The sequence below is a fragment of the Archangium sp. genome, assembly GCF_036277355.1.
In the GTDB taxonomy this organism is placed as follows: Bacteria; Myxococcota; Myxococcia; order Myxococcales; family Myxococcaceae; genus Archangium.
In genome coordinates, this window is sequence record NZ_DASUNC010000090.1 from 13450 (window position 1) to 35020 (window position 21571).

The 21571-nt window shown below is 68.8% G+C and carries 16 protein-coding genes; 5 read left to right on the forward strand and 11 right to left on the reverse strand.

Going from position 1 to position 21571, the window contains the following annotated elements:
• Positions 1-2 precede the first annotated feature (2 nt).
• The 7 genes from VFZ09_RS23855 to VFZ09_RS23885 all read right to left on the reverse strand — a co-directional run bounded on the left by VFZ09_RS23855 (position 3) and on the right by VFZ09_RS23885 (position 6272).
• Entirely contained in the window at positions 3-1718 is a 1716-nt protein-coding gene (locus tag VFZ09_RS23855; RefSeq protein ID WP_329729941.1) for a tetratricopeptide repeat protein, read from the reverse strand.
• An 11-nt stretch (positions 1719-1729) separates the two neighbouring features.
• The gene (locus VFZ09_RS23860) at positions 1730-2335 is read right to left on the reverse strand and encodes a hypothetical protein (RefSeq protein ID WP_329729942.1); all 606 of its coding nucleotides are present in this window, start codon (positions 2333-2335) and stop codon (positions 1730-1732) included.
• 12 nt (positions 2336-2347) lie between these two features.
• The gene (locus VFZ09_RS23865; RefSeq protein ID WP_329729943.1) at positions 2348-2725 is read right to left on the reverse strand and encodes a hypothetical protein; all 378 of its coding nucleotides are present in this window, start codon (positions 2723-2725) and stop codon (positions 2348-2350) included.
• A gap of 73 nt (positions 2726-2798) precedes the next feature.
• On the reverse strand, positions 2799-3278 hold the full coding sequence (locus tag VFZ09_RS23870; protein WP_329729944.1) for a hypothetical protein: 480 nt from the start codon (positions 3276-3278) through the stop codon (positions 2799-2801).
• A complete protein-coding gene (locus VFZ09_RS23875) occupies positions 3268-3741 on the reverse strand; it encodes a hypothetical protein (RefSeq protein ID WP_329729945.1) in 474 nt (157 codons plus the stop codon). The genes VFZ09_RS23870 and VFZ09_RS23875 overlap by 11 nt, the downstream gene beginning before the upstream one ends.
• A gap of 334 nt (positions 3742-4075) precedes the next feature.
• On the reverse strand, positions 4076-4513 hold the full coding sequence (locus VFZ09_RS23880; protein WP_329729946.1) for a hypothetical protein: 438 nt from the start codon (positions 4511-4513) through the stop codon (positions 4076-4078).
• A gap of 106 nt (positions 4514-4619) precedes the next feature.
• The gene (locus VFZ09_RS23885) at positions 4620-6272 is read right to left on the reverse strand and encodes a thiamine pyrophosphate-binding protein (RefSeq protein WP_329729947.1); all 1653 of its coding nucleotides are present in this window, start codon (positions 6270-6272) and stop codon (positions 4620-4622) included.
• Between the two features lie 111 nt (positions 6273-6383).
• On the opposite strand from VFZ09_RS23885, the gene VFZ09_RS23890 reads away from it, so the two are divergent.
• The 3 genes from VFZ09_RS23890 (at position 6384) to VFZ09_RS23900 (ending at position 9581) form a co-directional block, all read left to right on the forward strand.
• Positions 6384-7850 (forward strand): hypothetical protein, encoded by a 1467-nt coding sequence (locus tag VFZ09_RS23890; RefSeq protein ID WP_329729948.1) that lies wholly within the window; start codon positions 6384-6386, stop codon positions 7848-7850.
• A 117-nt stretch (positions 7851-7967) separates the two neighbouring features.
• Positions 7968-8678, forward strand: coding sequence for a Bax inhibitor-1/YccA family protein (locus VFZ09_RS23895; RefSeq protein ID WP_414640737.1), 711 nt, complete (start codon positions 7968-7970; stop codon positions 8676-8678).
• A 90-nt stretch (positions 8679-8768) separates the two neighbouring features.
• Entirely contained in the window at positions 8769-9581 is an 813-nt protein-coding gene (locus tag VFZ09_RS23900; protein ID WP_329729950.1) for a phospholipid scramblase-related protein, read from the forward strand.
• A 7-nt stretch (positions 9582-9588) separates the two neighbouring features.
• Here the strand turns inward: VFZ09_RS23900 and VFZ09_RS23905 are convergent, their stop codons facing one another.
• Positions 9589-9924, reverse strand: coding sequence for a (2Fe-2S) ferredoxin domain-containing protein (locus VFZ09_RS23905; RefSeq protein ID WP_329729951.1), 336 nt, complete (start codon positions 9922-9924; stop codon positions 9589-9591).
• 584 nt (positions 9925-10508) lie between these two features.
• Between VFZ09_RS23905 and VFZ09_RS23910 the strand changes: the two genes are divergently transcribed.
• The gene (locus VFZ09_RS23910; protein WP_329729952.1) at positions 10509-13292 is read left to right on the forward strand and encodes a vitamin B12-dependent ribonucleotide reductase; all 2784 of its coding nucleotides are present in this window, start codon (positions 10509-10511) and stop codon (positions 13290-13292) included.
• Positions 13293-13494: 202 nt separating this feature from the next.
• Here the strand turns inward: VFZ09_RS23910 and VFZ09_RS23915 are convergent, their stop codons facing one another.
• Complete coding sequence (locus tag VFZ09_RS23915; RefSeq protein ID WP_329729953.1) at positions 13495-13665, reverse strand: transposase; 171 nt, start codon at positions 13663-13665, stop codon at positions 13495-13497.
• Between the two features lie 908 nt (positions 13666-14573).
• Here VFZ09_RS23915 and VFZ09_RS23920 point away from each other — a divergent pair.
• A complete protein-coding gene (locus VFZ09_RS23920; protein ID WP_329729954.1) occupies positions 14574-16943 on the forward strand; it encodes a MopE-related protein in 2370 nt (789 codons plus the stop codon).
• Positions 16944-17492: 549 nt separating this feature from the next.
• Here the strand turns inward: VFZ09_RS23920 and VFZ09_RS23925 are convergent.
• Entirely contained in the window at positions 17493-18278 is a 786-nt protein-coding gene (locus VFZ09_RS23925; RefSeq protein ID WP_329729955.1) for an ATP-grasp domain-containing protein, read from the reverse strand.
• 14 nt (positions 18279-18292) lie between these two features.
• Positions 18293-21568 carry a hypothetical protein gene (locus VFZ09_RS23930; protein WP_329729956.1) on the reverse strand — a complete coding sequence of 1092 codons (3276 nt, stop codon included), beginning with the start codon at positions 21566-21568 and terminating at the stop codon, positions 18293-18295.
• Positions 21569-21571: the final 3 nt, after the last annotated feature.

Consider the following 21571-nt stretch of genomic DNA (forward strand, 5'->3'; position numbering starts at 1 on the left):
CCTCAGCAGGAGACGTTCTCCAGCGCGCGGAGCGGGATGACGTTGACGGGCCTGGCGGCCGCCACGCTCACCCCACCCCGGCCCAGGATGAAGGCCCGGGCCCGCCGGAGCTCCGGCAGCTGAGGATCCGCGTCACGCCAGCACGCCAGGAAGGAGGAGAAGGCGGAGGCCGCCTCGGCGAAGGAGCCCCGGGCGACGTGCACCTCGGCGAGGAGGAGCCAGGCATGGCCACTGCCGGGCCGCTCCTTCACGACGGCCTCGGCCAGCTCCACCGCCTTGTCCTCGCGGCCCCCGCGCATGCGCGAGCGGGCCAGCGTCTCACGGGCCGGGCGGGAGAAGGGAGAGGGCCCCGGCGCGCGCAACCGGCGCTCCAGCCGCATGGCCTTGATGAGCGAGGCCTCGGCCCGGGCGAAGTCGCCCTGACGCGCCTCCAGGGCGCCCCGCAGCTCGCAGGCCGCCAGCTCCACCACCCGGGCCACGTCGCGCGGGCACAGCAGGCGGTGCTCCGCCTTGCGCTCCTCGGACAGCGGCGGGTGCAGCGCGTCGAGCTCGTCACAGACGCGCTCCGCCTCCACCAGCTTGCCCGACTCGAGGGCGCGCAAGCCCCGGGCATACGCCTCCATGCCGGTGAGCAACCCCCGCTCGGCCACGCTCGACTCGGGCGACAGCTCCACGCGCAGGTCCGCCGCCGCGCGCCAGAAGCCGAAGCGCAGGTGCACGCTGGAGAGCGCACCGGCCGCGAACACGAGCGCCTGTCCGGAGTGCGGCGTCACCGACTCCACGCGCTGGCGCAGGCGGCGCGCCCAGGACTGGGCCTCGCCATACCGCCCCGCGTCGGCGCACGCCTGGACGAGCAGGCGCAGCGCCAGGCCCGCGGCGGGTGCGGCGGACTCGGGCAGGGACTCCTGGGAGAGCCAGGCGTCGTCCGCGGCCACCGCCGCCTCCAGCACCTCGCGGGCCTCGCGGATGTGTCCGGTGCGCAGCATCAACCGGCCGGAGCCGAGCAGGGCCGTGCCCACGCGAGGCGCCAGCAGCCGCAACCGCCGGGCGCTCTCCAGGGCCGCCTCGGGCCGGGCGCTCTCCCCCATCACCTGCACCCAGGCGTGGTGGACACCCTCGTGGTGGGGGTGCGTGCGCAGCAACTCGCGCAGCAGCGCCTGGGCATAGGGCTGGCCCGCGCAGGGACGCCCATCCGGCTCGTACCCATCCGCGAGGAAACCGGCGAGCAGCAGGCGCGCCTCGGCGTCCTCGGGGAACTGGTCGACGAGCGCCTCCATCTCCCGCACGAAGCCATGGCGGCCGTTGGCGGGGCCCTTGTCCGCGAGGAAGGTGGCCGCGACGATGTAGCGCTGCTCCACGTCCGAGATGCCCTCGCTGAGGGTGAGCGCCTTGTGGATGGCGTCCGCCCTGTCCGTCGCGAAGCGCGCGCCGGCCCCGCGCGTCAGGGCCAGGCCCCAGTACGCCATGGCCAGCTGGGGATCCCGCCGGGCCGCCTCCGCGAAGGAGCGCCGCGCCTCGGCGCCCCAACCGAGGTGCAGCAGGCGCAGGCCCTGATCGAAGTACGCCTGGGCCAGGGGCACCCGGGTGCTCACCTTCAGGTGCGCGCGTCCCAGCCCCTCGCGCAGCGGAGGCGTGGGCAGCTCCAGGTCGGGCACATCATCCCAGGGCATGGAGGGGAAGAGAGAAGGCTCCTCGGCTCGAAGGTGTCTCGTCAGCATGGTGACCTCACTCACGCCCCTGCGGGCGGGGAAAACGATTCGTCCACGACAGGCCGCTCCAGCGCCTCGACGCGCCCGGCCAGACGCCGCCACTCCACCGCCAACGACTCCGCGCTCACGGGCGAGGCCTTGGGCCGCGCCGCGAGGCACTCGTGCCGCCAGCCCGAGCCCATGAGCCCGAGCACCCACTCCTCGTACCCGGCCATCCACCGGGCCAGGGCCCGCACCGCGGTGCGCGCGGCGGACTGCTCGCCCGCGGAGACGGGTGCACGCGGGCTGCCGAGCCCCGCGGCCTGGAAGACGGGCCAGGTGACGCTCGCCTCCTCCACCAGGACGGGGGAGAACCCATCGCGCGGCACGTAGATGGACTCGCCGCACACGCGGCACAGCGCGCCGAAACCCCACAACGTGAGGGCCCCTCCCCCGGGCAACGCACCCGAGTAGGCGCTGGTCCCCTGCTGTCCCGCCGGAATGCGCTCGCGGGTGAAGCCATGGCGCAGCAGCAGGTTGTCCGCATGGGTGACATCGCGGCCGATGCACCACATGGAGACGTTGAACAGCCGCTCCCCGTCACGCCGCACGTCTGGCGGGAGGAGGTGGAGAAGGGAGGAGCCCATCCGCGTGTCTCCTCAGCTCGCCTTGGCCGCCGCGCCCTTGCGGACGGGCACTTCGCCGAACAGCGCCTTGAAGTCCACCGGCTGGCCGCCCTTCCTTGACAGCACGGCGTTCACCGCGCGCACCAGCTTGCCGCGCACCTTCGGCGGCAGGGGCTGGTCCTCGAGCGCGGCGGTCACCTGCTGCACGCTCACGCCGCGGCCGCTCTTCGGCTTGCCGATGCCCAGCTCCGCGTACGGCTTGCCCTGCTTCTCCTTGTCGCGCCGCTTGTCGGAGCGCTGCTTCGCGAGCTTGCGATCGTCCTCGGCGCGGGCCTCGAGCTGGCTGGACAGGCGCACCAGCGTCTCGGGCTTCAGCTGCTTCTCGTCCAGGAACTGCTTGAAGGTCCCCATGGTCATCTCCTGCGGAATCACGTGGAAGGAAAGGGAGCGGGAGGACAGCGGCACCTCCCGCTCCGGACTGCGGTTACTTCGAGCCGTGCGCGCCGAGCATCCGGCGGTGCTCCTCGCCCAGGCGCTCGTGCTCGCTCACCATGGACTTGTGCTCGTCACGCATCTTGCGGTGCTCCTCCTCCATGCGCTCGTGCTCGGAGGAAGCGGGCTTGCCCTCGCCGTGGGAGGCCTCGAGCTGACCGTGGTCGCCCACGAGCTTCTGGTGGGCCTCCACCACCGACTGGTGGCGGGAGAGCAGCTGCTCGTGCTGCGCCTCCAGGGCGTCGTGCTCCGCGTCGGGCGCGCTGCCCTTGAGCCGGTCGTGCTCGGCCACCCACTCACGGTGCTGGGCCTCCATCTTCTGGTGGGCCGCTTCCATCTCCTGGTGGTCCGCCTCCATCTTCTGGTGGGCGGCGGCCAGCTCGGGCTCCAGCGCCGTGGAGGACTTCGCGCACCCCGTCAGGGCCAGCACCGCGCCCGCGAACGCCGCCAGCAGCTTGCGCTCAGTGCGCATGGGCGGTCTCCTCGATGACCAGCGAGACACTGCTGTCGGCCGTGGGGCCGAAGGTCAGCGTGTACGTGCCCACCTGCAGCGGCGCCACGAAGCGGCCCTTGACCTCGGGGCACACGTCCGACTTCGTCGCGGACTCCTCGAACGACACCGTCTCGCCGGAGGCGCTGGTGACCTTCAGCGCGACGTTCGTGCTCAGGAAGAAGACATAGTCGGTGGCCTCGGCCGCCGCGAACGACACGGAGCCCACGTTGCCCCCGCTGCCCGCCGGCAGCGAAATGTCATAGCGCTTGTGGTCGTTGCTCACCGCGGGGAGCGTGCCCGTGGCCGAAGCGCTCGCACTCACGGCGGCGCCAGGCCCCTCCTGGAGGTGCTCGCACCCCTCGACATCGGCTTCATTGGCTTCAACGCAACCCGCGAGCAGCGCGCTCGACAGAAGGCAGGCGGACAACAACTTCTTCATCATGACGTGTGACTCCAGGTGTTGACGTGTTGGTGCTGCAATGCCCCCACGCTCCCGTCCCGGAAGACGGCTTGGGACACCCGGAACGTGGGGAAGGCGCGCGCACGGACGCACGGCGGGGTGGGCATGGCCTCACGCACCGGTGCCAGGAATTGGGACTCCGAGGGCGTGCATGGGCCAAAGCCATACACGGAGGGAGCTCCGCGGGCAGGTGTGCGGGCGATGCGCGAAGGGTGCTGAGAGGGATTGCGGACCCGCCCCTCTCCCAGGGGGAGAGGGAGGACGCGCTCCGAGCACCTTCACCCCGCTCCTCTCCCGAGAGAGAGGAAGGGCGTGCTCAGACCCGTGGCGGTGAGGACTTGGGGGCCAGGTGGAGCCATGCGACCTGGGGCTCCACGGCCACGCTGTCCGCCTCCAGCACCTGTCCCGGCAGGACGGGCGCTTCCGGCGGCAGCATCACTCCGGCCGGGGGCTGAACCACCCGGCGGAGGAAGACATGGGCGCAGTGTGCATCCGCGCCATGCACGGACACCTGGGCGTCCGTGCGGGTGATGCGCTCGTCCGCGAAGGACTCGCGCACCTTCAGCTGAGCGTTCCCCTGCCCGGCCGAGGCCTCGTGCACCATGTCCCCGTGCTCGATGCACGCGGCGTGCTGCACGAGGAAGAAGTGCGCCGCGCTTCCCAGGTACGCCAGCGCGCACAGGAGCACCAGCGGCAGCGCCAGCAGGCGGGGCCGTCGGTACAGCGCGGGCTCTTGGCGGTGGAGGCGGCTCACGGGAAGCACGGTTTCAGGGAAAACTACGATTGTGTCTATCTTTGTACGCGAGGGCGCCCCCGCGTGCAAGTCCAGACACGGCGGCGCCCCCGAATGACGCGATGAATCAGACGGCGTAGCCCATGGCGCCCGCCTTCACCGGCGCGTCCGGGTCGAGCATCACGTTGACGCACGCCACGGTGCCGCTGGCCAGGGCCCGCTCGAGCGCGGGGCGGATCTGTGACGGCTCCGTCACGAGCTCGCCGTGGCCGCCGAAGGCCTCCACCACCTTGTCGTAGCGGGTGGGAGCCAGCAGCGTGCCCGGCGACTTGTCCTCGCCGAACATCTGCACCTGCGGCAGGCGGATCTGCCCCCAGGCGGCGTCATTGCCCACCACGCACACCATGGGCAGCTTGAAGCGCAGCGCCGTCTCGAAGTCGAAGCCGTTGAGGCCGAACGAGCCGTCCCCCTGGATGATCCAATGCGTGCGCTCGGGGTGCAGCACCTTGGAGGCCAGGGCGAACGGCGCGCCCACGCCCAGGCACCCGAGCGGACCTGGATCCAACCACCGGCCCGGCCGGCGCAGCTCCACCACCTTGGCGGCCATGGCCACCCAGTTGCCGCCATCGGCGATGAACACCGGATCCTGCCCGGGCCCGTTGGCCACGTCCGACATCTCCTTGGCGAGCCGGTAGTGGTGGATGGGCTGGCTGTCGTCCTTCGTCCAGGCCTCCAGGTCGCGCTGCTTCTTCTGCTCGCGCTCGCGCAGCCCCGAGACGAAGGCCTCGCGCTTGCCCCTGGGCGCCGCGTCCGCGAAGGCGGTGAGCGCGCTGTAGCTGTCCGAGATGATGCCCACGTCCACCACGCGGTTGCGGCCCACCTCCGTGGGATCGATGTCCACCTGGACGATCTTCGACCCGGCGCTGAAGGTGGGCTCGGCGCCGTAGTTGAGCCGGAAGTCGAAGGGCGTGCCGATGACGAACACCAGGTCCGCGCCGCTCAGCGCCTCCTTGCGCGTGTGCTGGAAGAAGAGCGGATGGCCCGCCGGCAGACAGCCGCGTCCCGCGCCGTTGAGGTACACGGGAATCTGCGCCGTCTCCGCGAAGCGGCGCAGCGCGTCCCACGCCCCGTCCCAGTACACCGACGAGCCGGCGATGATGGCGGGGCGCTCGGCGGACTTCAGCAGCGCCATGGCCTCGTCCACCTTGCGCGGATCCGGCGCCTGCCGCGCATCCGTGCGGTAGCTCTTGGGAATCTGCAGGGTGTCCTCGTCCACGCCGTTGCAGAGCACGTCCCAGGCGAGCTCCAGGAACACGGGCCCGGGCCGTCCGGAGAGCGCCACGCGGAAGGCCTTGGCGAGGTACGCCGGCACCAGCTCCGGGGTGGGAACGCGATCCGACCACTTGGAGATGCGGTGGAAGAGGTCCACCTGCTCCATCTCCTGCAGCGAGCCGCGGCTCTGGTTGAAGATGGGGGCCGCGCCGCCCAGGAGGATCATCGGCGAGCTGGCCGCGTGCGCGTTGGCCACGCCGGTGAGCGCGTCCGTCACGCCGGGGCCGGCCGTCACCACCGCCACGCCCACGCCGCGCGTGACGCGGGCATAGGCATCCGCCGCGTGGGCGGCCGCCTGCTCGTGGCGCGTGTCGATGACCTGGATGCCCTCCTCCACGCACCCGGCGTAGATGGGGGCCACGTGCAGCCCCGAGAGGGTGAAGATGTGCCGGACGCCCTCCTTCTTCAGCATCCGTCCGACGAGCTGACCTCCGGTGACCATGCCCATGGCGTGTGTCCTCTCTCTGTAGGGAACCTCGGAAGTCCGGCATCATCGCCGAATCGGGCCGCCCGGGAAGCCCCTGGACGCCCGGCTGTTCACGTCGTAAGGATTCCCATCGTGCAAGAACTCCTGGAAGTGCTGCGCCGTCAGGCGATCCATTTCGGTCCCGAGCTCGCCCGTACCGCGTACGAGCGGGGACTGGCCGTGACCCAGAAGGACGGCTCCACCCGGCCCATCCCCGTCACCGCCACCCCCGTCATCCTCGATGCCGCGGAGATCCGCCGGCGGGCCACGCTCTCGGCGCACCTGGCCTCGGCCACGGTGAAGGTGACGCGCGCGGTGCTCGCCAGTGAGGAGAGGGAGCTGCTGCTGGGCGGCCTCTCTCCGCTGGAGCGCGAGCTCACCGAGCGCACCTTCAAGAACCTGGAGCGGCTGGCCACCACGCGGGTGGACTACTTCGTGGACACGAAGCCGCGCGCCCTCGAGGTCAACGCCACCATTCCGGCCATGCAGGGCTATTCGGACATCGCCGCGCGCACCTTCATCGAGGTGGTGGCCCGGCACTTCCGCTACCCCGAGAAGGCGCTCTACGCGGTCATCTCCGCCAACGGCAGCAACGCGCTGGCCCTCTACCGCGCCCTGCTGGACGGCTATGCGGCCGAGCGTGACGGCAGGATGCCGGAGACCCTCGCCCTGCTCTGCCGCCGCAACGACGCGCAAATCACCGAGCAGCGCTACCTGTGCGAGCGTTTCCGCGAGTTCGGCGCGGACGCGGACGTGGTGCACCCGGACGAGGTCTCCGGCGAGGAGCACTTCGAGGTGCGCGGCAAGCGGTACGACCTGGTCTACCGGCACCTCTTCACGCGGCGGTTGGAGGAGACGCCGGCCCCGTGGATCCAGGACTTCTTCGGCACGGTGCCGGGGCGCAAGGCGGTGCTGCTCAACCCGCCGGCCTCGCCGGTGGAGGTGAAGACGACGTTCGCCCTGCTCTCGCAGGCGCTGGTGGAGCCCGCGCGCGCCGAGGCCGCCGGCCTGACGCCCGAGGAGTTGGAGGCGGTGCGCGAGTCGGTGCCCTGGACGCGGCCCTTCCGGCACGGCCCCGGCGTGGGCCCGGACGGGCAGCGGGTGGAGGACCTGGTGGCCCTGGTGGTGGCGGAGCCCAGGCGCTTCGTCCTCAAGCGGTCCTGGGACTACGGGGGCCGGGCGGTGTACCTCGGCCGCTCGGTGGGCACTCCGGCGTTCGAGGAGCGGGCGAAGGCCGCCTACGGCACCGTGCCCACGTGGGCGGAGCTGTGCGAGCGCGCCGCGACGGATCCGGCGGGCGGCGGCTTCGTGGTGCAGGAGGTGGTGGAGACGACTCCCCAGGAGCACCTGCTGTGCGAGGAGAGCGGCGTGACGTCCCTGTCACTGCACGTGGACTACTCCGCGTACGCGTCGGTGGGCCTGGCGAAGCAGCCGGCCTGGGGCGGGGTGTGCCGGGGCTCCACCTCGGAGATCGTGAACATCGTGGGCGGGGGCGGCGTGCTGCCGCTCATCACCACGGAAGTGGCCCAGAAGCTCCTCATGGCCTGGAAGGCGATTTGAGCGCTCGCGGCGGACATCCGGGAAGGGATACGCCGCACGCGGGTTGAAGCTGCGTTATAAACACCGGTGCCGGGCGGGGAGACCCGTCCTGTCGCAAGGAAAGGACACAGAATTCTTATGGCTTGGGAATCTCCCGGGTTTCAGATGTCGCGCCCCATGGTGAGCGATGCCGCCGTGCAGGAGTCGCGGCGTGCGTTCATGTCGCGGGTGTATGGCTGGATGTTCGCCGGCCTCTCCGTGACGGGCCTGGTGGCGCTCTTCACGGCCGCCTCGCCGGAAATGGTGCTGAAGATCGCCCAGTTCCGCTGGCTGCTGTTCTTCGCGCAGCTCGGGCTGGTGTTCGCCCTGTCGGGCATGGCCGCGCGGCTCTCCGGCGCGGTGGCCGGAACGCTCTTCATGGCCTACTCCGTGCTCACCGGGCTCACCTTCTCGGTGCTCTTCTACGTCTACACCAGCGGCTCCATCGCCAATGCCTTCCTGATGAGCGCGGGTGCGTTCGGTGCGATGAGCGCCTTCGCCACCTTCACGAAGAAGGACCTGAGCGGCTGGTCCACCTTCCTCTTCATGGGGCTCATCGGCATCGTCATCGCCAGCATCGTGCAGGTGTTCGTGCAGAGCCCGATGATGAACTTCGTGCTCGGCTGCGCGGGCGTGCTCGTGTTCTCGGGCCTCACCGCGTACGACACCCAGAAGCTGCGCGAGATGCACGCCGACTCGGGCTACAGCTCCGCCGCCACGCTGAGCATCGTGGGCGCGCTGACGCTGTACCTGGACTTCATCAACCTCTTCATCTCGCTGCTGCGCCTGTTCGGCTCCCGCCGCAGCTAGGCTCCAGCACGCTGGATGAAGCAAGGAAGGCGGTGGGCCCCCGGGCCCGCCGCCTTTTTTCTTGGGAGCGGGCGGACTAGCCTCGCCGGCATGTCGAACGACCATCGGCAGCCGAAGGGTGACAGCGAGCTGGAGCTGGACTGGAAGGGGCGCACCGCGCCGGAAGAGCGTGTGCAGCCGACAGCGCTCGCCGAGCCGGGCGCGGGCCGTGGGGCGCCAGGAGACATCCGCTACATGGGCCCGGAGGTCCGTGACGCGCTGGGCCCCCTGCTGGAGGGCTCCAGCCTGAGCATCCGGCAGATCCACGAGTGGGCGGAGATCCTCGTGGGTTGGGAGACGGGCAACCGCTACGAGGCCATCGATCAGAATGGCCAGTTCATGCTGTACATCGGCGAGACGGGTTCGGGCTGGGGCAACGCGCTGCTGCGCAACTTCTGGCCCTTCCGCCGGGTGGAGCTGGAGTTCATGACGAAGGGGGGCACGCTCGCCCTGCGCCTCGAGCAGCCCTGGACGTTCTTCTTCACGTACGTGGAGGTGAAGGCCTGGGACGGGCGCCTCATGGGCATCATCCAACAGCGCTTCGGGCTGCTGCACCGCACCTTCGATATCTGCACGCCCGGGGGGGCGGTGCTGGCCACGCTGGAGGGCCCGCTGTGGCGGCCGTGGACGTTCCGCGTGAAGCAGAACGGCCAGGAGGTGGCCACCATCCGCAAGAAGTGGAGCGGGCTGGCCCGGGAGATGTTCACCGACTCCGACTTCTTCGGCGTGGAGTTCCAACCGGGCCTCACCGACCCCCGGCTGCGCCAGCTGGTGCTCGCCGCCGCGCTGATGGTGGACCTCTGCTACTTCGAGGAGCGCAGCCGCAGCGGCAACGTGTTCGACTTCCTCAACATCTTCGACTGAGCGGGGCCTACTCCCCGGCCTTCTTGCGCGAGAACGGCATCAGCAGCCGCTCCACGGGCTGACCGCCCACGAGGTGCTCGTCGACGATGGCGGGCACGTCCTCGGGCTTCACCCCGCCGTACCACGTGCCCTCGGGGTAGACGACCACCGACACGCCGAACGCGCACGTGTCCAGGCATCCAGCCGCGTTGGCCCTCATCTGCCCCTTCATCCCCCGCTTCTCCAGCTCCTCCTTGAAGCGGGCGCGGACCTCTTCGGCGCCCTTGGTGGCGCAGCAGCCCTTGGGGTGCCCATCCGGGCGGCGGTTGGTGCAGACGAATACGTGACGCTTGAAGGGGGGCATGTCGTCCCCTTAACGCGCCTTTCGTCCAAAAGCGACTAACCCGCCCGTGACGCTCCTGCCCCTTTCTTGCCACGAGGCCTGGCGGGCCGGACGATCCATGCACAGACTCACAGCAAACATCCGCTAGTGATCATCGGCCTTTTCGCGGGAGTGACACTACATGACTCGTCATCACCTGACGATCCACTGCACGAACGGCTGCGCAAGAGAGTTGATCGCCAGCCGGGCAGGCTTTAGATCGCCACCCCCGACCCGCTTCCGGACCGGGGGCGGAGAGCCGGACGTGGACCGTCCAATCGGTCACACTCCCCTATCCATAGGTGGTGCAATGGCGGCGGACACTAGATCTGGGGGGCCTAGAACCTTGACGAGCCCGGATCGAAGATCGTACCTTTGCCTACCTAGCCGCCGAGCCAGCAGCCAGGCGGAATCCCAAAAAACAAGAGATTGAACCATCGCCACGCACCTCGCCCCACCGGGGCGGGACGTGTCGAAACGAGATCACTCGATCCCGAGAGATCTCGCGGGCTTGGCTTTTTGCAAATTTTGCAGTCATACGTTGGGTGAAAGCAGTGGGAGGGACCATGGAACGCGACCTGAGCGCCACGGCAGCAGCAATGGACGGTAAGGAGACGGTGGCGGGGCTGAAGACGAGAGCCCCGGCTGGCGGACTGACGGTGGAGCGCGTCTTCACGACGCCGGGGGTGGATCCCGCGGACGAGCTGGCGTGGGAGCTGAGGACGGCGTCGATCTCGGGCGAGGACGGCAAGTCCGTGTTCGAGCAGAAGAACATCGAGGTGCCCAAGTCCTGGTCCATGCTGGCCACCAACGTGGTGGCGTCGAAGTACTTCCGTGGGACGCCGGGGACGCCGGAGCGAGAGACGAGCGTGCGGCGGCTGGTGGGCCGCGTGGTGGACACGCTGACGCGCTGGGGCGCCGAGGGCGGCTACTTCGCCACGGCGACGGACCGGGACACGTTCCACGCGGAGCTGACGCACCTGCTGCTGCGGCAGAAGGCGGCGTTCAACTCCCCCGTCTGGTTCAACGTGGGCGTGGAGGAGCACCCGCAGTGCTCGGCGTGCTTCATCAACTCGGTGGGGGACTCCATGGAGTCCATCCTCGGGCTGGCGAAGACGGAGGGCATGCTCTTCAAGTACGGCTCGGGCACGGGCAGCAACCTGTCCACCATCCGCTCGAGCAAGGAGCTGCTGGCCGGTGGCGGCACGGCGTCCGGCCCGGTGTCCTTCATGAAGGGCTTCGACGCGTTCGCCGGTGTCATCAAGAGCGGCGGCAAGACGCGGCGCGCGGCGAAGATGGTCATCCTCAACGCGGACCACCCGGACGTGCTGGACTTCATCCGGTGCAAGTCCAACGAGGAGAAGAAGGCCTGGGCGCTGATCGAGGCCGGGTATGACCCGAGCTTCAACGGCGAGGCGTACTCGTCGGTGTTCTTCCAGAACTCGAACAACTCGGTGCGCGTGACGGACGAGTTCATGCGCGCGGTGATGAACGACAGCGCGTGGACGACGCGGGCGGTGCGCGATGGGCGTCCCATGGACACCTTCAAGGCGCGCGAGCTGTTCCGGGAGATCTCCGCGGCGGCGCACCTGTGCGGTGATCCGGGCCTGCAGTTCGACACCACCATCAACACCTGGCACACCTGCTCGAACACGGACCGCATCAACGCGTCCAACCCGTGCTCGGAGTACATGTTCCTCGATGACTCGGCCTGCAACCTGGCGTCGCTGAACCTGATGCACTTCCGCACCATCGACGGCGACTTCGACGTTGCCGCCTTCAAGCACGCGGTGGACGTGGTGCTGCTGGCGATGGAGATCATCGTCGGGTTCTCCAAGTACCCGTCGGAGAAGATCACCCAGAACAGCCACGCGTTCCGGCCGCTGGGCCTGGGGTACGCGAACCTGGGCGCGCTGCTGATGGCCACGGGCCTGCCGTACGACTCGGACGCGGGCCGCAACTACGCGGCGGCCATCACCTCGCTGATGTGCGGCGAGGCGTACGCGATGAGCGCGCGGATGGCCGGGAAGATGGGGCCCTTCGCGGGCTACGCGAAGAACGAGGAGCCGTTCCTCGGCGTCATCCGCAAGCACCGCAAGGCGGCGTACAACGTGTCGCCCGAGGGTGTGAGCGCGGAGCTGTTCGAGGCGCAGAAGAAGGCGTGGGACGAGGCGCTCGCGCTGGGCACGGAGTCCGGTTACCGGAACAGCCAGGTGACGGTGCTGGCGCCCACGGGCACCATCGGCTTCATGATGGACTGCGACACGACGGGGATTGAACCGGACATCGCGCTCATCAAGTACAAGAAGCTGGTGGGCGGCGGCATGCTGAAGATCGTCAACCAGACGGTGCCGCAGGCGCTGGAGAAGCTGGGCTACCCGCAGACCCAGTCCCAGGACATCATCACCTACCTGGACAAGCACGAGACGATCGAGGGCGCGCCGCACCTGAAGCCCGAGCACCTGCCGGTGTTCGACTGCGCCTTCAAGCCGGCGAAGGGCCAGCGCAGCATCCACTGGATGGGCCACCTGAAGATGATGGGGGCGACGCAGCCGTTCCTGTCGGGAGCCATCTCGAAGACGGTGAACATGCCGTCGGACGCCACGGTGGAGGACATCGAGAAGGCGTACATCGAGGCGTGGAGGATGGGCCTGAAGGCGGTGGCGGTGTACCGCGACGGGTGCAAGCGGACGCAGCCGCTGAACACGTCGAAGGAGAAGGTGAAGGACACGAAGGCGGCGGTGGCCGAGCCGGCGCTGGCGGCGGTGAAGGACGCCAACGCGATGAGGAGGCGGCTGCCGGACGAGCGTCAGGCGATCACGCACAAGTTCTCGATTGGTGGCCACGAGGGCTACCTGACGGTGGGCATGTACGAGGACGGGACGCCGGGCGAGCTCTTCTGCGTGATGGCGAAGGAAGGCTCGGTGGTGAGCGGGCTGATGGACAGCTTCGCCACGGCGGTGTCGCTGGCGCTGCAGTACGGGGTGCCGCTGCAGGTGCTGGTGGACAAGTTCAGCCACACGCGCTTCGAGCCGAGCGGCTTCACGGGCAACCCGGCGGTGCCGATCGCCAAGTCGATCGTGGACTACATCTTCCGGTGGCTGTCGCTGAAGTTCCTGCCGAGCGAGCAGGCCGACGGCGTGGAAGAGGCGGTGGAGAAGCAGGTGGTGGCGGAGCCGGCGGTGAAGCCGGTGCAGGTGACGGCGGTGGCGCTGCCGATGTCGACGCCGCGCAAGACGTACCTGAACCAGGCGGACGCGCCGCCGTGCCACACGTGCGGCGAGATCATGGTGCGCAACGGGGCCTGCTACAAGTGCAGCAACTGCGGCACGACGAGCGGTTGCAGCTGAGCCCCGGAGCCCACTGATCCATCTCATCCCAATATCCCCTCTCCCTCCGGGAGAGGGACGGGGTGAGGGTATCGGAAGAACTCGGGTTCAACCCACTCCCCTCTCCCTCTGGGAGAGGGACGGGGTGAGGGTCTACGCGAAGCCCGGACATGAACCCACGAGTCAAAGAGGCTCCGGTACACACGTACCGGGGCCTTTTCGTTCACATCAGCCCCCCGCAGCACAGGAACACCATGGCCTTTAGGGCCGCAATGTTGCGAAAGCCATACGCCCGGCGGATGACGAGTCGAATCTTGTTGTTGAGCCCCTCCACCACGCCGTTGCTCAACCCCGTCTCGCTGTAGGCGACAATGCCTTGCTTGTGCTTGCGCACTGCTTGAGCAGGTACGCGCGGTACAGCCGCCTGTTGAGCCGCCGCACCTCGCGCAGCTTCTCCCCCTGCCGCAGGGTGTAAAGCAACAGCAGAAACGACCCCCTCGCGCCACTAACGTTGAACCCTTGGTTCAGCGCACAGCACCCTACCTCGCGTGCCCCGAGCCTGCGGTACTGTGCAGGTCAGGATCGCTTTCGCGAGTCGCTACGCGCCTCTGGACAGCGACTTCGTCGCGGGCAGTGGGCTGACTGTGTGAGGTCAGAGGCCTCACAGCAGGTGGGTTGGGGGTCAGAGTTACTGTCGCCGAGGGGGGTCAATCTTCCTATCGCCTGACACCACCACACCTCGGAACTCGAAGCGGGCACCTCGTACCCGTATGCCACTGACGCCCAGCAGCCTCTCCACCCGACCCACGCCACCGCCCGACTCTCCTATAGTTATGGTGCTGTCCGTTCCTCCCCTGCCCATACCGGGGCAGCGTGTTGTGCAAGGCAGTTGCCAGCGATGGCTCACAGGAACGCGGCCCTCAGCGTCTCATGTCGGTCGTCTTTCGTCGTGAAACACCAACACCATCCATCGGGGAAACCCATGAGCGCAACAGAAGAGCCCCTTTTATGAGGGAATGCCTCAAATCACGAGAGAATGCCTCAGATTACGAGGGGATGTCTCAAATCATGAGAGGATGCCTCAAATCACGAGAGGATGCCTCAAATCACGAGAGGATGTCTCAGATTATGAGGGGATGTCTCAACCTGACAACAACCACGACGAAGCGAACGCAGTCAGGGCATCAACCCGATGGGGTAGTGTGATTGTCGCCAAGGGATAAAAAGTGGTTGACGCCAAGTATGTAAGCATTCATACAGCGAGAGAGGAAGGTTCATGGTTGGTCCTCAGGAGCAAACGTCTTGAAAAAGCAGTACACGCGGGGCTCTCGACCCTGTCTTCGGTGGTGTACGGCCATTCTGGCCATGGTTGCTTTGGGCTGTGGTTCGCCGCAACTGGAAGAAGATATCATCTCGGACGCGATGTTCACGGCGAAGCCGCAGGAACTCGCAGCCGTGACAGTACCGGAAATGGTGGCCGCTGGGTCCTACCATTCCCTGATGTTGGGCAAGACCGGGCAGGTGCAGGCCTGGGGCCAGAACCAGTACGGACAACTCGGGTTGGGAATCAGTGGGCTCATCGTCCCCATCCCCACTCCGGTGTCGGGTCTGCCTGCGGCGAAGGCCATCGCCGCCGGCATTGGCCACTCACTTGCCCTGGACCTGAACGGTCAAGTGTGGGTCTGGGGCCAGAATGCCTCCGGGCAGGTGGGCATGGGCAGCGTCGGAGGCACGGTGCTGATTCCCACGAAGGTGGAGGGGCTGTCTGGCATTCGGAACATCGCGGCGGGTGGCAACTACTCACTGGCCTTGGATGGGGCCGGCCAAGTGTGGGCCTGGGGACAGAATACAGCCGGACAGGTGGGAACGGGCGCCGCCAGTGCTTCGGTGCCCTCGCCCGTGAAAGTGGCCGGAATTCCGGCCATCCGCGCCATTGCCGCCGGAGTCAACCATGTGCTGGCATTGGACACAGGCGGTGGCGTCTGGGCCTGGGGGTTGAACACCTCCGGCCAAGTGGGGACTGGCGCCACCAGCAGCGCCGTGTTCGTTCCGACACGGGTGACGAGCCTACCCCGCGCCGTAGCCATTGCCGCGGGAGCAGGCCACTCGCTGGTGATTGATGAGCAGTTCGGCAACGTGTGGGCGTGGGGCCAAAATAGCGTCGGGCAGCTGGGCAGCGGTGGTACCAGCACGACTCCCACGCTGGTTCCCATCCCAGTGAGTGGGGTAACCGCTGCCGCGTCCATCGTCGCCGGCCACTACTTCTCCATGGCCAGGATGGGGAACGGTTCCGTGATGGCTTGGGGACAAAACATCTATGGCCAGCTTGGTAACGGCAAGACGGAGAACAGCGCCGTGCCCGTGGAGGTGGCAGGTCTGGGTGATGCGAAGGCGATTGCTGCCGGTGCCCAGCACTCGTTAGCGGTGCGTCCGGGTTGTCCGGTGTGGGCCTGGGGCAACAACGGTCAGGGCCAACTCGGCGATGGGACCGGTCTCAGCAGCGGGACGATGGTGCAAAGCCAGCTCTTCAACACCTTTTACTTCGATGGAGATGGAGACGGTTTCGGCGATCAGTATATCGCAGAACAGGCCTGTACGCCGTCGCCTGGTTTCGTGGAGGAGGTGGACTGCGATGACTACTCGCCGACCACCCACCCTGGTGCGGCCGAGGTGTGTAACGGCGTCGATGATAACTGTAATGGGACCGTGGACGACGGCAACCCGGGAGGCAACCTGGTCTGCTCGACAGGTCTCAAGGGCGAGTGCGCCGCGGGAACGACCGCTTGTTCCAATGGCCGCGTGCTTTGCGTGCAGAACAATGTGGCATCCACTGAGCGGTGCGACGGGTTGGACAATGACTGTGATGGAGAGCGCGACGAAGACAATCCGGGAGGCATGCAGACCTGCTCAACGGGGAAGCTGGGTGTTTGCGCCGCTGGCGTGACCTACTGCACCAGCAGCGCGCTCCACTGCGTGCAGACAGTGGCTGCATCCAGTGAGGTCTGCGACGGTCTGGACAACGACTGCGATGGCGTAGTGGATGAGGATCTACTACTGCAGACGTGGTACCGCGACGCAGACAGCGATGGGTATGGAAACCCGAGCAGTTGGATACAGAACTGTCGGCAACTCGCGGGCTACGTCGCGAACGCTCTGGACTGTAACGACGGGAATGCTGCCATCAGGCCAGGTGCGGCAGAGGTCTGTGATGGCCTGGACAACGATTGCGATGCTCAAGTGGATGAGGGCGTGAAGACGACGTTCTACCGGGATGCGGATGCGGACACCTACGGAGCGACGGGTACGACGACGCTGGCGTGCTCCAAGCCCACTGGGTATGCCACTCGCGGAGGCGACTGCAACGACTCAAACTCAAGCATCAAGCCTGGAGCCACCGAAGTATGTGATGGGAAGGACAACGATTGTGACGGGAATGTCGATGAAGGCGTGAAGACGACGTTCTACCGGGATGCGGATGCAGACACCTACGGAGCGACGGGTACGACGACGCTGGCGTGCTCCAAGCCCACTGGGTATGCCACTCGCGGAGGCGACTGCAACGATTCGAGTTCTGCTTACCATCCAGGGGCCTTTGAGCCGTGCGGTGGTCGAGATTACAACTGTGATGGAAGGACTGTGAGCTGCCCCATCGACGACGGTCCTGATTACTGAGCGTCAGTTGAGCGCTCCTTGCCATCATCGGGGGCGCCAATTCCTGCTCCGCCATCTTTCGCTTGCGCAGCTGCTGGGGTGGCAGCACATCCTGTGTCTACTCACCCCAGTCAAACAGCGTCCTGGCACTTCAGTGACTCGCGCGTTGGAGGTGAAACGCCCATTGCAGGACGTCACCACACACCTCTCCTTCACCGGGCTGGAACCCTTACGGCGCATAGCCTCCCTGATGCCTTCACCGCAGGCGAACCTCACGAGGTTTCATGGCGTCCCCGCGTCAAGCGCGCAACTCCGACTATTTCTGCTCATCCAAAGGACCATCGGCAGCGTGAGGATTCAAGACGTCGGCCGCAGAGGTCCTCGACCCAGAGGTTCGGCCATGGACCGCATCACCGGCCCACTGAAGATCAAGCCACTCCACGCCGAGGTTGCCCACGTCATCTGACGGGCTGACCTAAGGACTCCGGCGCAAATTAAACGACCAATGATATGGCATTGTTCCGCTGTGCGGCGATGCTTGAAGTTGGTCAACTAATTTACGCCAGAGTCCTAACCCTCGATATCGGGCAGTGGGCGCAGCCACCGTGCATCAAAGGGAGAAGATGCCCGCTGTGTCCCCGAGGCGCGCTGGAGCACGCGCAGCACTCCAGCCGGGTCACACGCATACAGGCCCGAGTTCCAGGCGGGGTTCAGTTCCACCACGGCCCACCCGCGTCCCTCCATACGCCCCACATCGAGGACGACCGCGGGAGGAAACGAGTCCCCTGCCCTCGTGATCACTTCCGAGGCAAAGGCCCTCGCCGCGTCCAGATCAAACCCAGCCCGTGGGAGTTCCTCGCGCTCACCCATCCAGGCATAAGGGCTCGCGGTCACGACCTGGCCCTCGAGCACGAAGCAGCGGTACTCGTCGAGCCAGCGCACGGGCTCGGCGGTCAGCACGGGCAGACTGTCTTCTAGAATTTCAGAACCAGGAAGCGCCTCGGCGGACGGGTAGACCGCCGCGCGGAATTGCTTCTCATCCGCGGGTTTGACGAATCGCGGGAAGCGCTCACTCCGAGCCGCGCCGAGCGTGGTGAAGCGCACGTCCCGGCGCACATGCTCCGCGGGCAGCAGCGACAGCGTATCAGCGGCGGGTTCGAGCAGTGCCAGCCCCAACCTCTTCCCGACGGTATCCGTCAGCAACGACTCGCCGTAGAAGACGAGCTCCTCCTCGGCCAGCCGGGCGGGAGGACGCCGATCGTGCAACCGATGCACGCGCCATGAGAGGCGCGAGGACTCCGTGGCGAGTGCAATCGAATCGTCACTGAACCGCGGCGAGAGCAGCAGGACGGGCACGGACGCCCCCGATCTCAAGACGAGGCGTCGTGCAGCCGGCCGTAGGCCTCGGAGGCCGCGGAGAGCAGCTGCTCCAGCTCATCGAGCTCCTCGGCACCGAACGGAGAGGGCCCGCTGTCGAGGACGACGAAGCCCACCGTACGCTGGTGCAGGCGGATGGGCGCGGCCATCAAGTGCGAGAACGACTCGCCCAGGGCGGCGAAGAGCTGCTCGTCCACCGGGCTCTCCGGCACGCTGGAGACGACGGCCCTGCCCCCCGCCGCGGCCATGGCCAGCAGCGAGGGCGCCTCGAGGTCCACCTGCAACGCCGAGACCTCGTGCTTGTCGCTGCCCGGACCGTAGCCTCGGCCCACGCGGGCGTAGCCGAACGTCTCGCCCAGCAGGAAGCCTCGCGGGAAGCGCCCCTGGCAGTAGTCCAGCAGCACCTTGCCCAGCTCGCCCCGGGTCGTCGCCTGCCGCAGGGCCTCGAGCGACTCCTGGAACTGCACCAGCTGGATGCGCTCCGAGTCCACAACCGGAGCACTCCGCGGAGCTGCCGTGCTGTCGTCCTCCCATCCGGCGAAGCGCTCCTCGGGCGGTGCACTCGCTTCTGGCTCCTCGGGGGGCGGCTCGGCCGAGGGATCCCAGGTCGGGATGAACTCGTGCACGGACGCCAGGGGGACCTCCCCTTCCGCCTCGGAGACGCCCGCCTCGGTGGGGCTGGCCTCGTCCGACGAGAAGTCCACCTCGATGGCCCGCCGTGTCCAGGGAGGCGAGGACTCGGCACCCGCCGCGGCGTCCGCCGTCTCCGACTGGCGCCAGTCCATGAGCTCCAGGTGCGACGCCACCTGCATGTCTCCAGCGGGCTCCGAGGGGAGCTCAACGGGCTGCACGGTCACGGTCCGGGGCCTGCGCTCGGGAGACGCGGGGGCCGGCTCCGCGACGGGCGCGGGCGCCACCGGGCTGGCCGAGAGGGGCTCACGTGCCGGAGCAGGCGTCCCGGAAGGAGGCACCGCGACAGGGGCCACGAACTCCGCCTTCTTCGGCGCCTGCGCGGGAGCCGGAGCACTGGGCGTGGACTCGACCTTCGGAGACGGCTGCGCGTTGGCAGCGGGGGCCGCGGGCGCCAGGGAGGGAGCAGTGGGGGGCTCCTCCGCCAGCAGAGGAACCGCTCGCTTCTCCTGCTCCGGCTCGGCGTCCAGTGTCGGGAAGGGTGCGTCCTTGAGCGTGACGGGGAAGGAGATGGTCTGAGTCGAAGGCGGAGCCGCGGACGCCGGAGCCTGCGCGAAGGCAGGAGCCGAAGCCACCGGAGGAGCCACCACGGGCGCTGGCGTGGAGGGAGCCTCGGGCTTGCGAGCGATGTCCGGAGAAGCCGCCACGGGCCTGGACTCGGGCGCGGGCGCGGGCTGAGCGGGAGGCGTGCTCTGGGCCGGCCCCGGAACCGGAGCGGACGGAGCGCTTCCAGGCATCGCGGCCTGCGGCGCGGTGGGCGTGGACTGCGGCGCGGCGGTCACGGGAGCGGCTGGAGCCCGAGGTGCCACGGGAGCGGCGGGCTGAGGCACGGGGGCGCGCGCGGGCTGCGGAGCCGCCACACCCGGAGCCGCCGCCTTGGGAGCGGGCACGGGCTGAGGCGACGCACCCGCTCCCGGAGCCGTCGCGGTGGCCGAGGGAGCCGTCGCCGGAGCAGCGCCAGCAGGAGGCACCGCCCCACCCTGCGCCGGCGCGGGAGCAGGAGCCCCCGGGAGCGGCGCTCCCACGGGAGCGGGACGAGCCACGGCGCCCGGAGGAGGAGCGCCCACGGGAGGACGCGCCCCAGCGGGAGCACCGGGAGGAACCTGAGCACCAGGAGCAGCAGGCGCCCCCGCGGGAGCCGGAGGACGCACGGCCTGCGGCGGAACCTGGCCCGCGCTCGCGCCTGGAGCCGGTGCGGCGGCACTCGGGGCTCCCGGCTGAGCCGTGCCCGGAGCGCTCCGAGGCATCATGCCCGGAGGCAGGTTCTGCCCGGGCGGCTGCGCGGGGCCAGCCACGCCCGGAGTGGCACCCGCGGGCTTCGCGGCCACCGGTGCTCCCGGCTGGGGAGGCGTCGAGGGAGCCGGACCCGCGGGCGGCTTCGCCACCACGGGCTGCGCTGCGGCACCCGGCAATCCAGGCGCTCCAGACACGCCAGCGGGAGCCGCCGGACGCGGAGGCACGGTCGCGGAGGGCGGAGCCCCTGGCGCGCCCGGTGCCCCAGGGGCTCTCGGCGCGGCAGCGGCCTGAGGAGCCGCGGCTCCGGCCGGCGAACCAGCGGGCGCGCCCGGCCCGGCGGCAGCGGCGGGAGACGGAGCAGGTGCGGCGCCAGCCGGTGCACTCCCCGGCGCGCCAGACGAAACGAGCGGACGAGGCGCCACGGCCCCGGCCGGAGCACTCGCAGGAGCCCCTGGCACCGGAGCACCGCCCACGGGCGCCGGAGGCCTCGGAGCCACGGCGGCACCGGGCGCGGCACCCGGAGCGGCGGGCGCACCCACCACCGGAGCGGAAGCAGGCTTCGCGGCAACACCGGGGGCCGCGGCGGGAGCCACGGGCGAGGGCCGCATGCCCGGGGGCTGGCCCGCGGCGGACGCCGCTGGAGGGTGGATTCCAGGGTTGGAACCCGGAGCGGGACCCACGACCGGCGCGCCGCCGGGACGCGGAGCACCGGCGACAGGAGGCTGCGCCGCACCCGGAGCCACGGGAGCCGGAGCCCCCGGCGCCACGGGCCGCGCGGGAGCGGCCGGAGCCGGCTGGGCCGAGGCGGGCGTGGGCGTCAGCGGGGACAACGACGTGGGCCGCTGCGCGACGGGAGCCCCCTGCCCCACCGCGGGCTTGGGCTGACCCGGACGCACGGGGCGTTGCGGCTTGGGGATGCCGTAGCGCTTCTCCAGCAGCTCGAAGAGGCGCAGCTCGGGAAGAATCGCCGGCACGATGCGCATGCCCGTGGCGAAGCCGAGCCCGTCCACGTGCTTGGGATCCTGCGGATTCACCATGGCCACGCGCAGGCGGCGGCCCTCGAGGGCCAGCGGGAACGCCAGGTGGTTGCGCACCTGCTCGGGCTTGAGCAGCGCGATCGTCTCGGCCGTCACCGCCTCCAGCTCCGCGTCCGCCGCGAGCGGGAAGTGGTACGTGTCCGCGAGGGCCTGCCCCAACGCGCCCAGGTCGAGCAGTCCCAGCTCGACCAGGTTGGTGCCCAGGCTGCCGCCGTAGATGAGTTGCGACTTCAGCGCCTCATCCAGCTGCGCCTGCGTGATGAGGCCCTTGCGGACCAGATGCGCTCCGAGCTGTTGTTCAGCCATGCG

Bases quoted from the DNA above. Each gene is read 5' to 3' on its own strand.
- VFZ09_RS23855 (WP_329729941.1), bottom strand. From the start codon at position 1,718: ATGCTGACGAGACACCTTCGAGCCGAGGAGCCTTCTCTCTTCCCCTCC.
- VFZ09_RS23860 (WP_329729942.1), bottom strand. From the start codon at position 2,335: ATGGGCTCCTCCCTTCTCCACCTCCTCCCGCCAGACGTGCGGCGTGAC.
- VFZ09_RS23865 (WP_329729943.1), bottom strand. From the start codon at position 2,725: ATGGGGACCTTCAAGCAGTTCCTGGACGAGAAGCAGCTGAAGCCCGAG.
- VFZ09_RS23870 (WP_329729944.1), bottom strand. From the start codon at position 3,278: ATGCGCACTGAGCGCAAGCTGCTGGCGGCGTTCGCGGGCGCGGTGCTG.
- VFZ09_RS23875 (WP_329729945.1), bottom strand. From the start codon at position 3,741: ATGATGAAGAAGTTGTTGTCCGCCTGCCTTCTGTCGAGCGCGCTGCTC.
- VFZ09_RS23885 (WP_329729947.1), bottom strand. From the start codon at position 6,272: ATGGGCATGGTCACCGGAGGTCAGCTCGTCGGACGGATGCTGAAGAAG.
- VFZ09_RS23895 (WP_414640737.1), top strand. From the start codon at position 7,968: ATGGCTTGGGAATCTCCCGGGTTTCAGATGTCGCGCCCCATGGTGAGC.
- VFZ09_RS23900 (WP_329729950.1), top strand. From the start codon at position 8,769: ATGTCGAACGACCATCGGCAGCCGAAGGGTGACAGCGAGCTGGAGCTG.
- VFZ09_RS23905 (WP_329729951.1), bottom strand. From the start codon at position 9,924: ATGCCCCCCTTCAAGCGTCACGTATTCGTCTGCACCAACCGCCGCCCG.
- VFZ09_RS23910 (WP_329729952.1), top strand. From the start codon at position 10,509: ATGGAACGCGACCTGAGCGCCACGGCAGCAGCAATGGACGGTAAGGAG.
- VFZ09_RS23930 (WP_329729956.1), bottom strand. From the start codon at position 21,568: ATGGCTGAACAACAGCTCGGAGCGCATCTGGTCCGCAAGGGCCTCATC.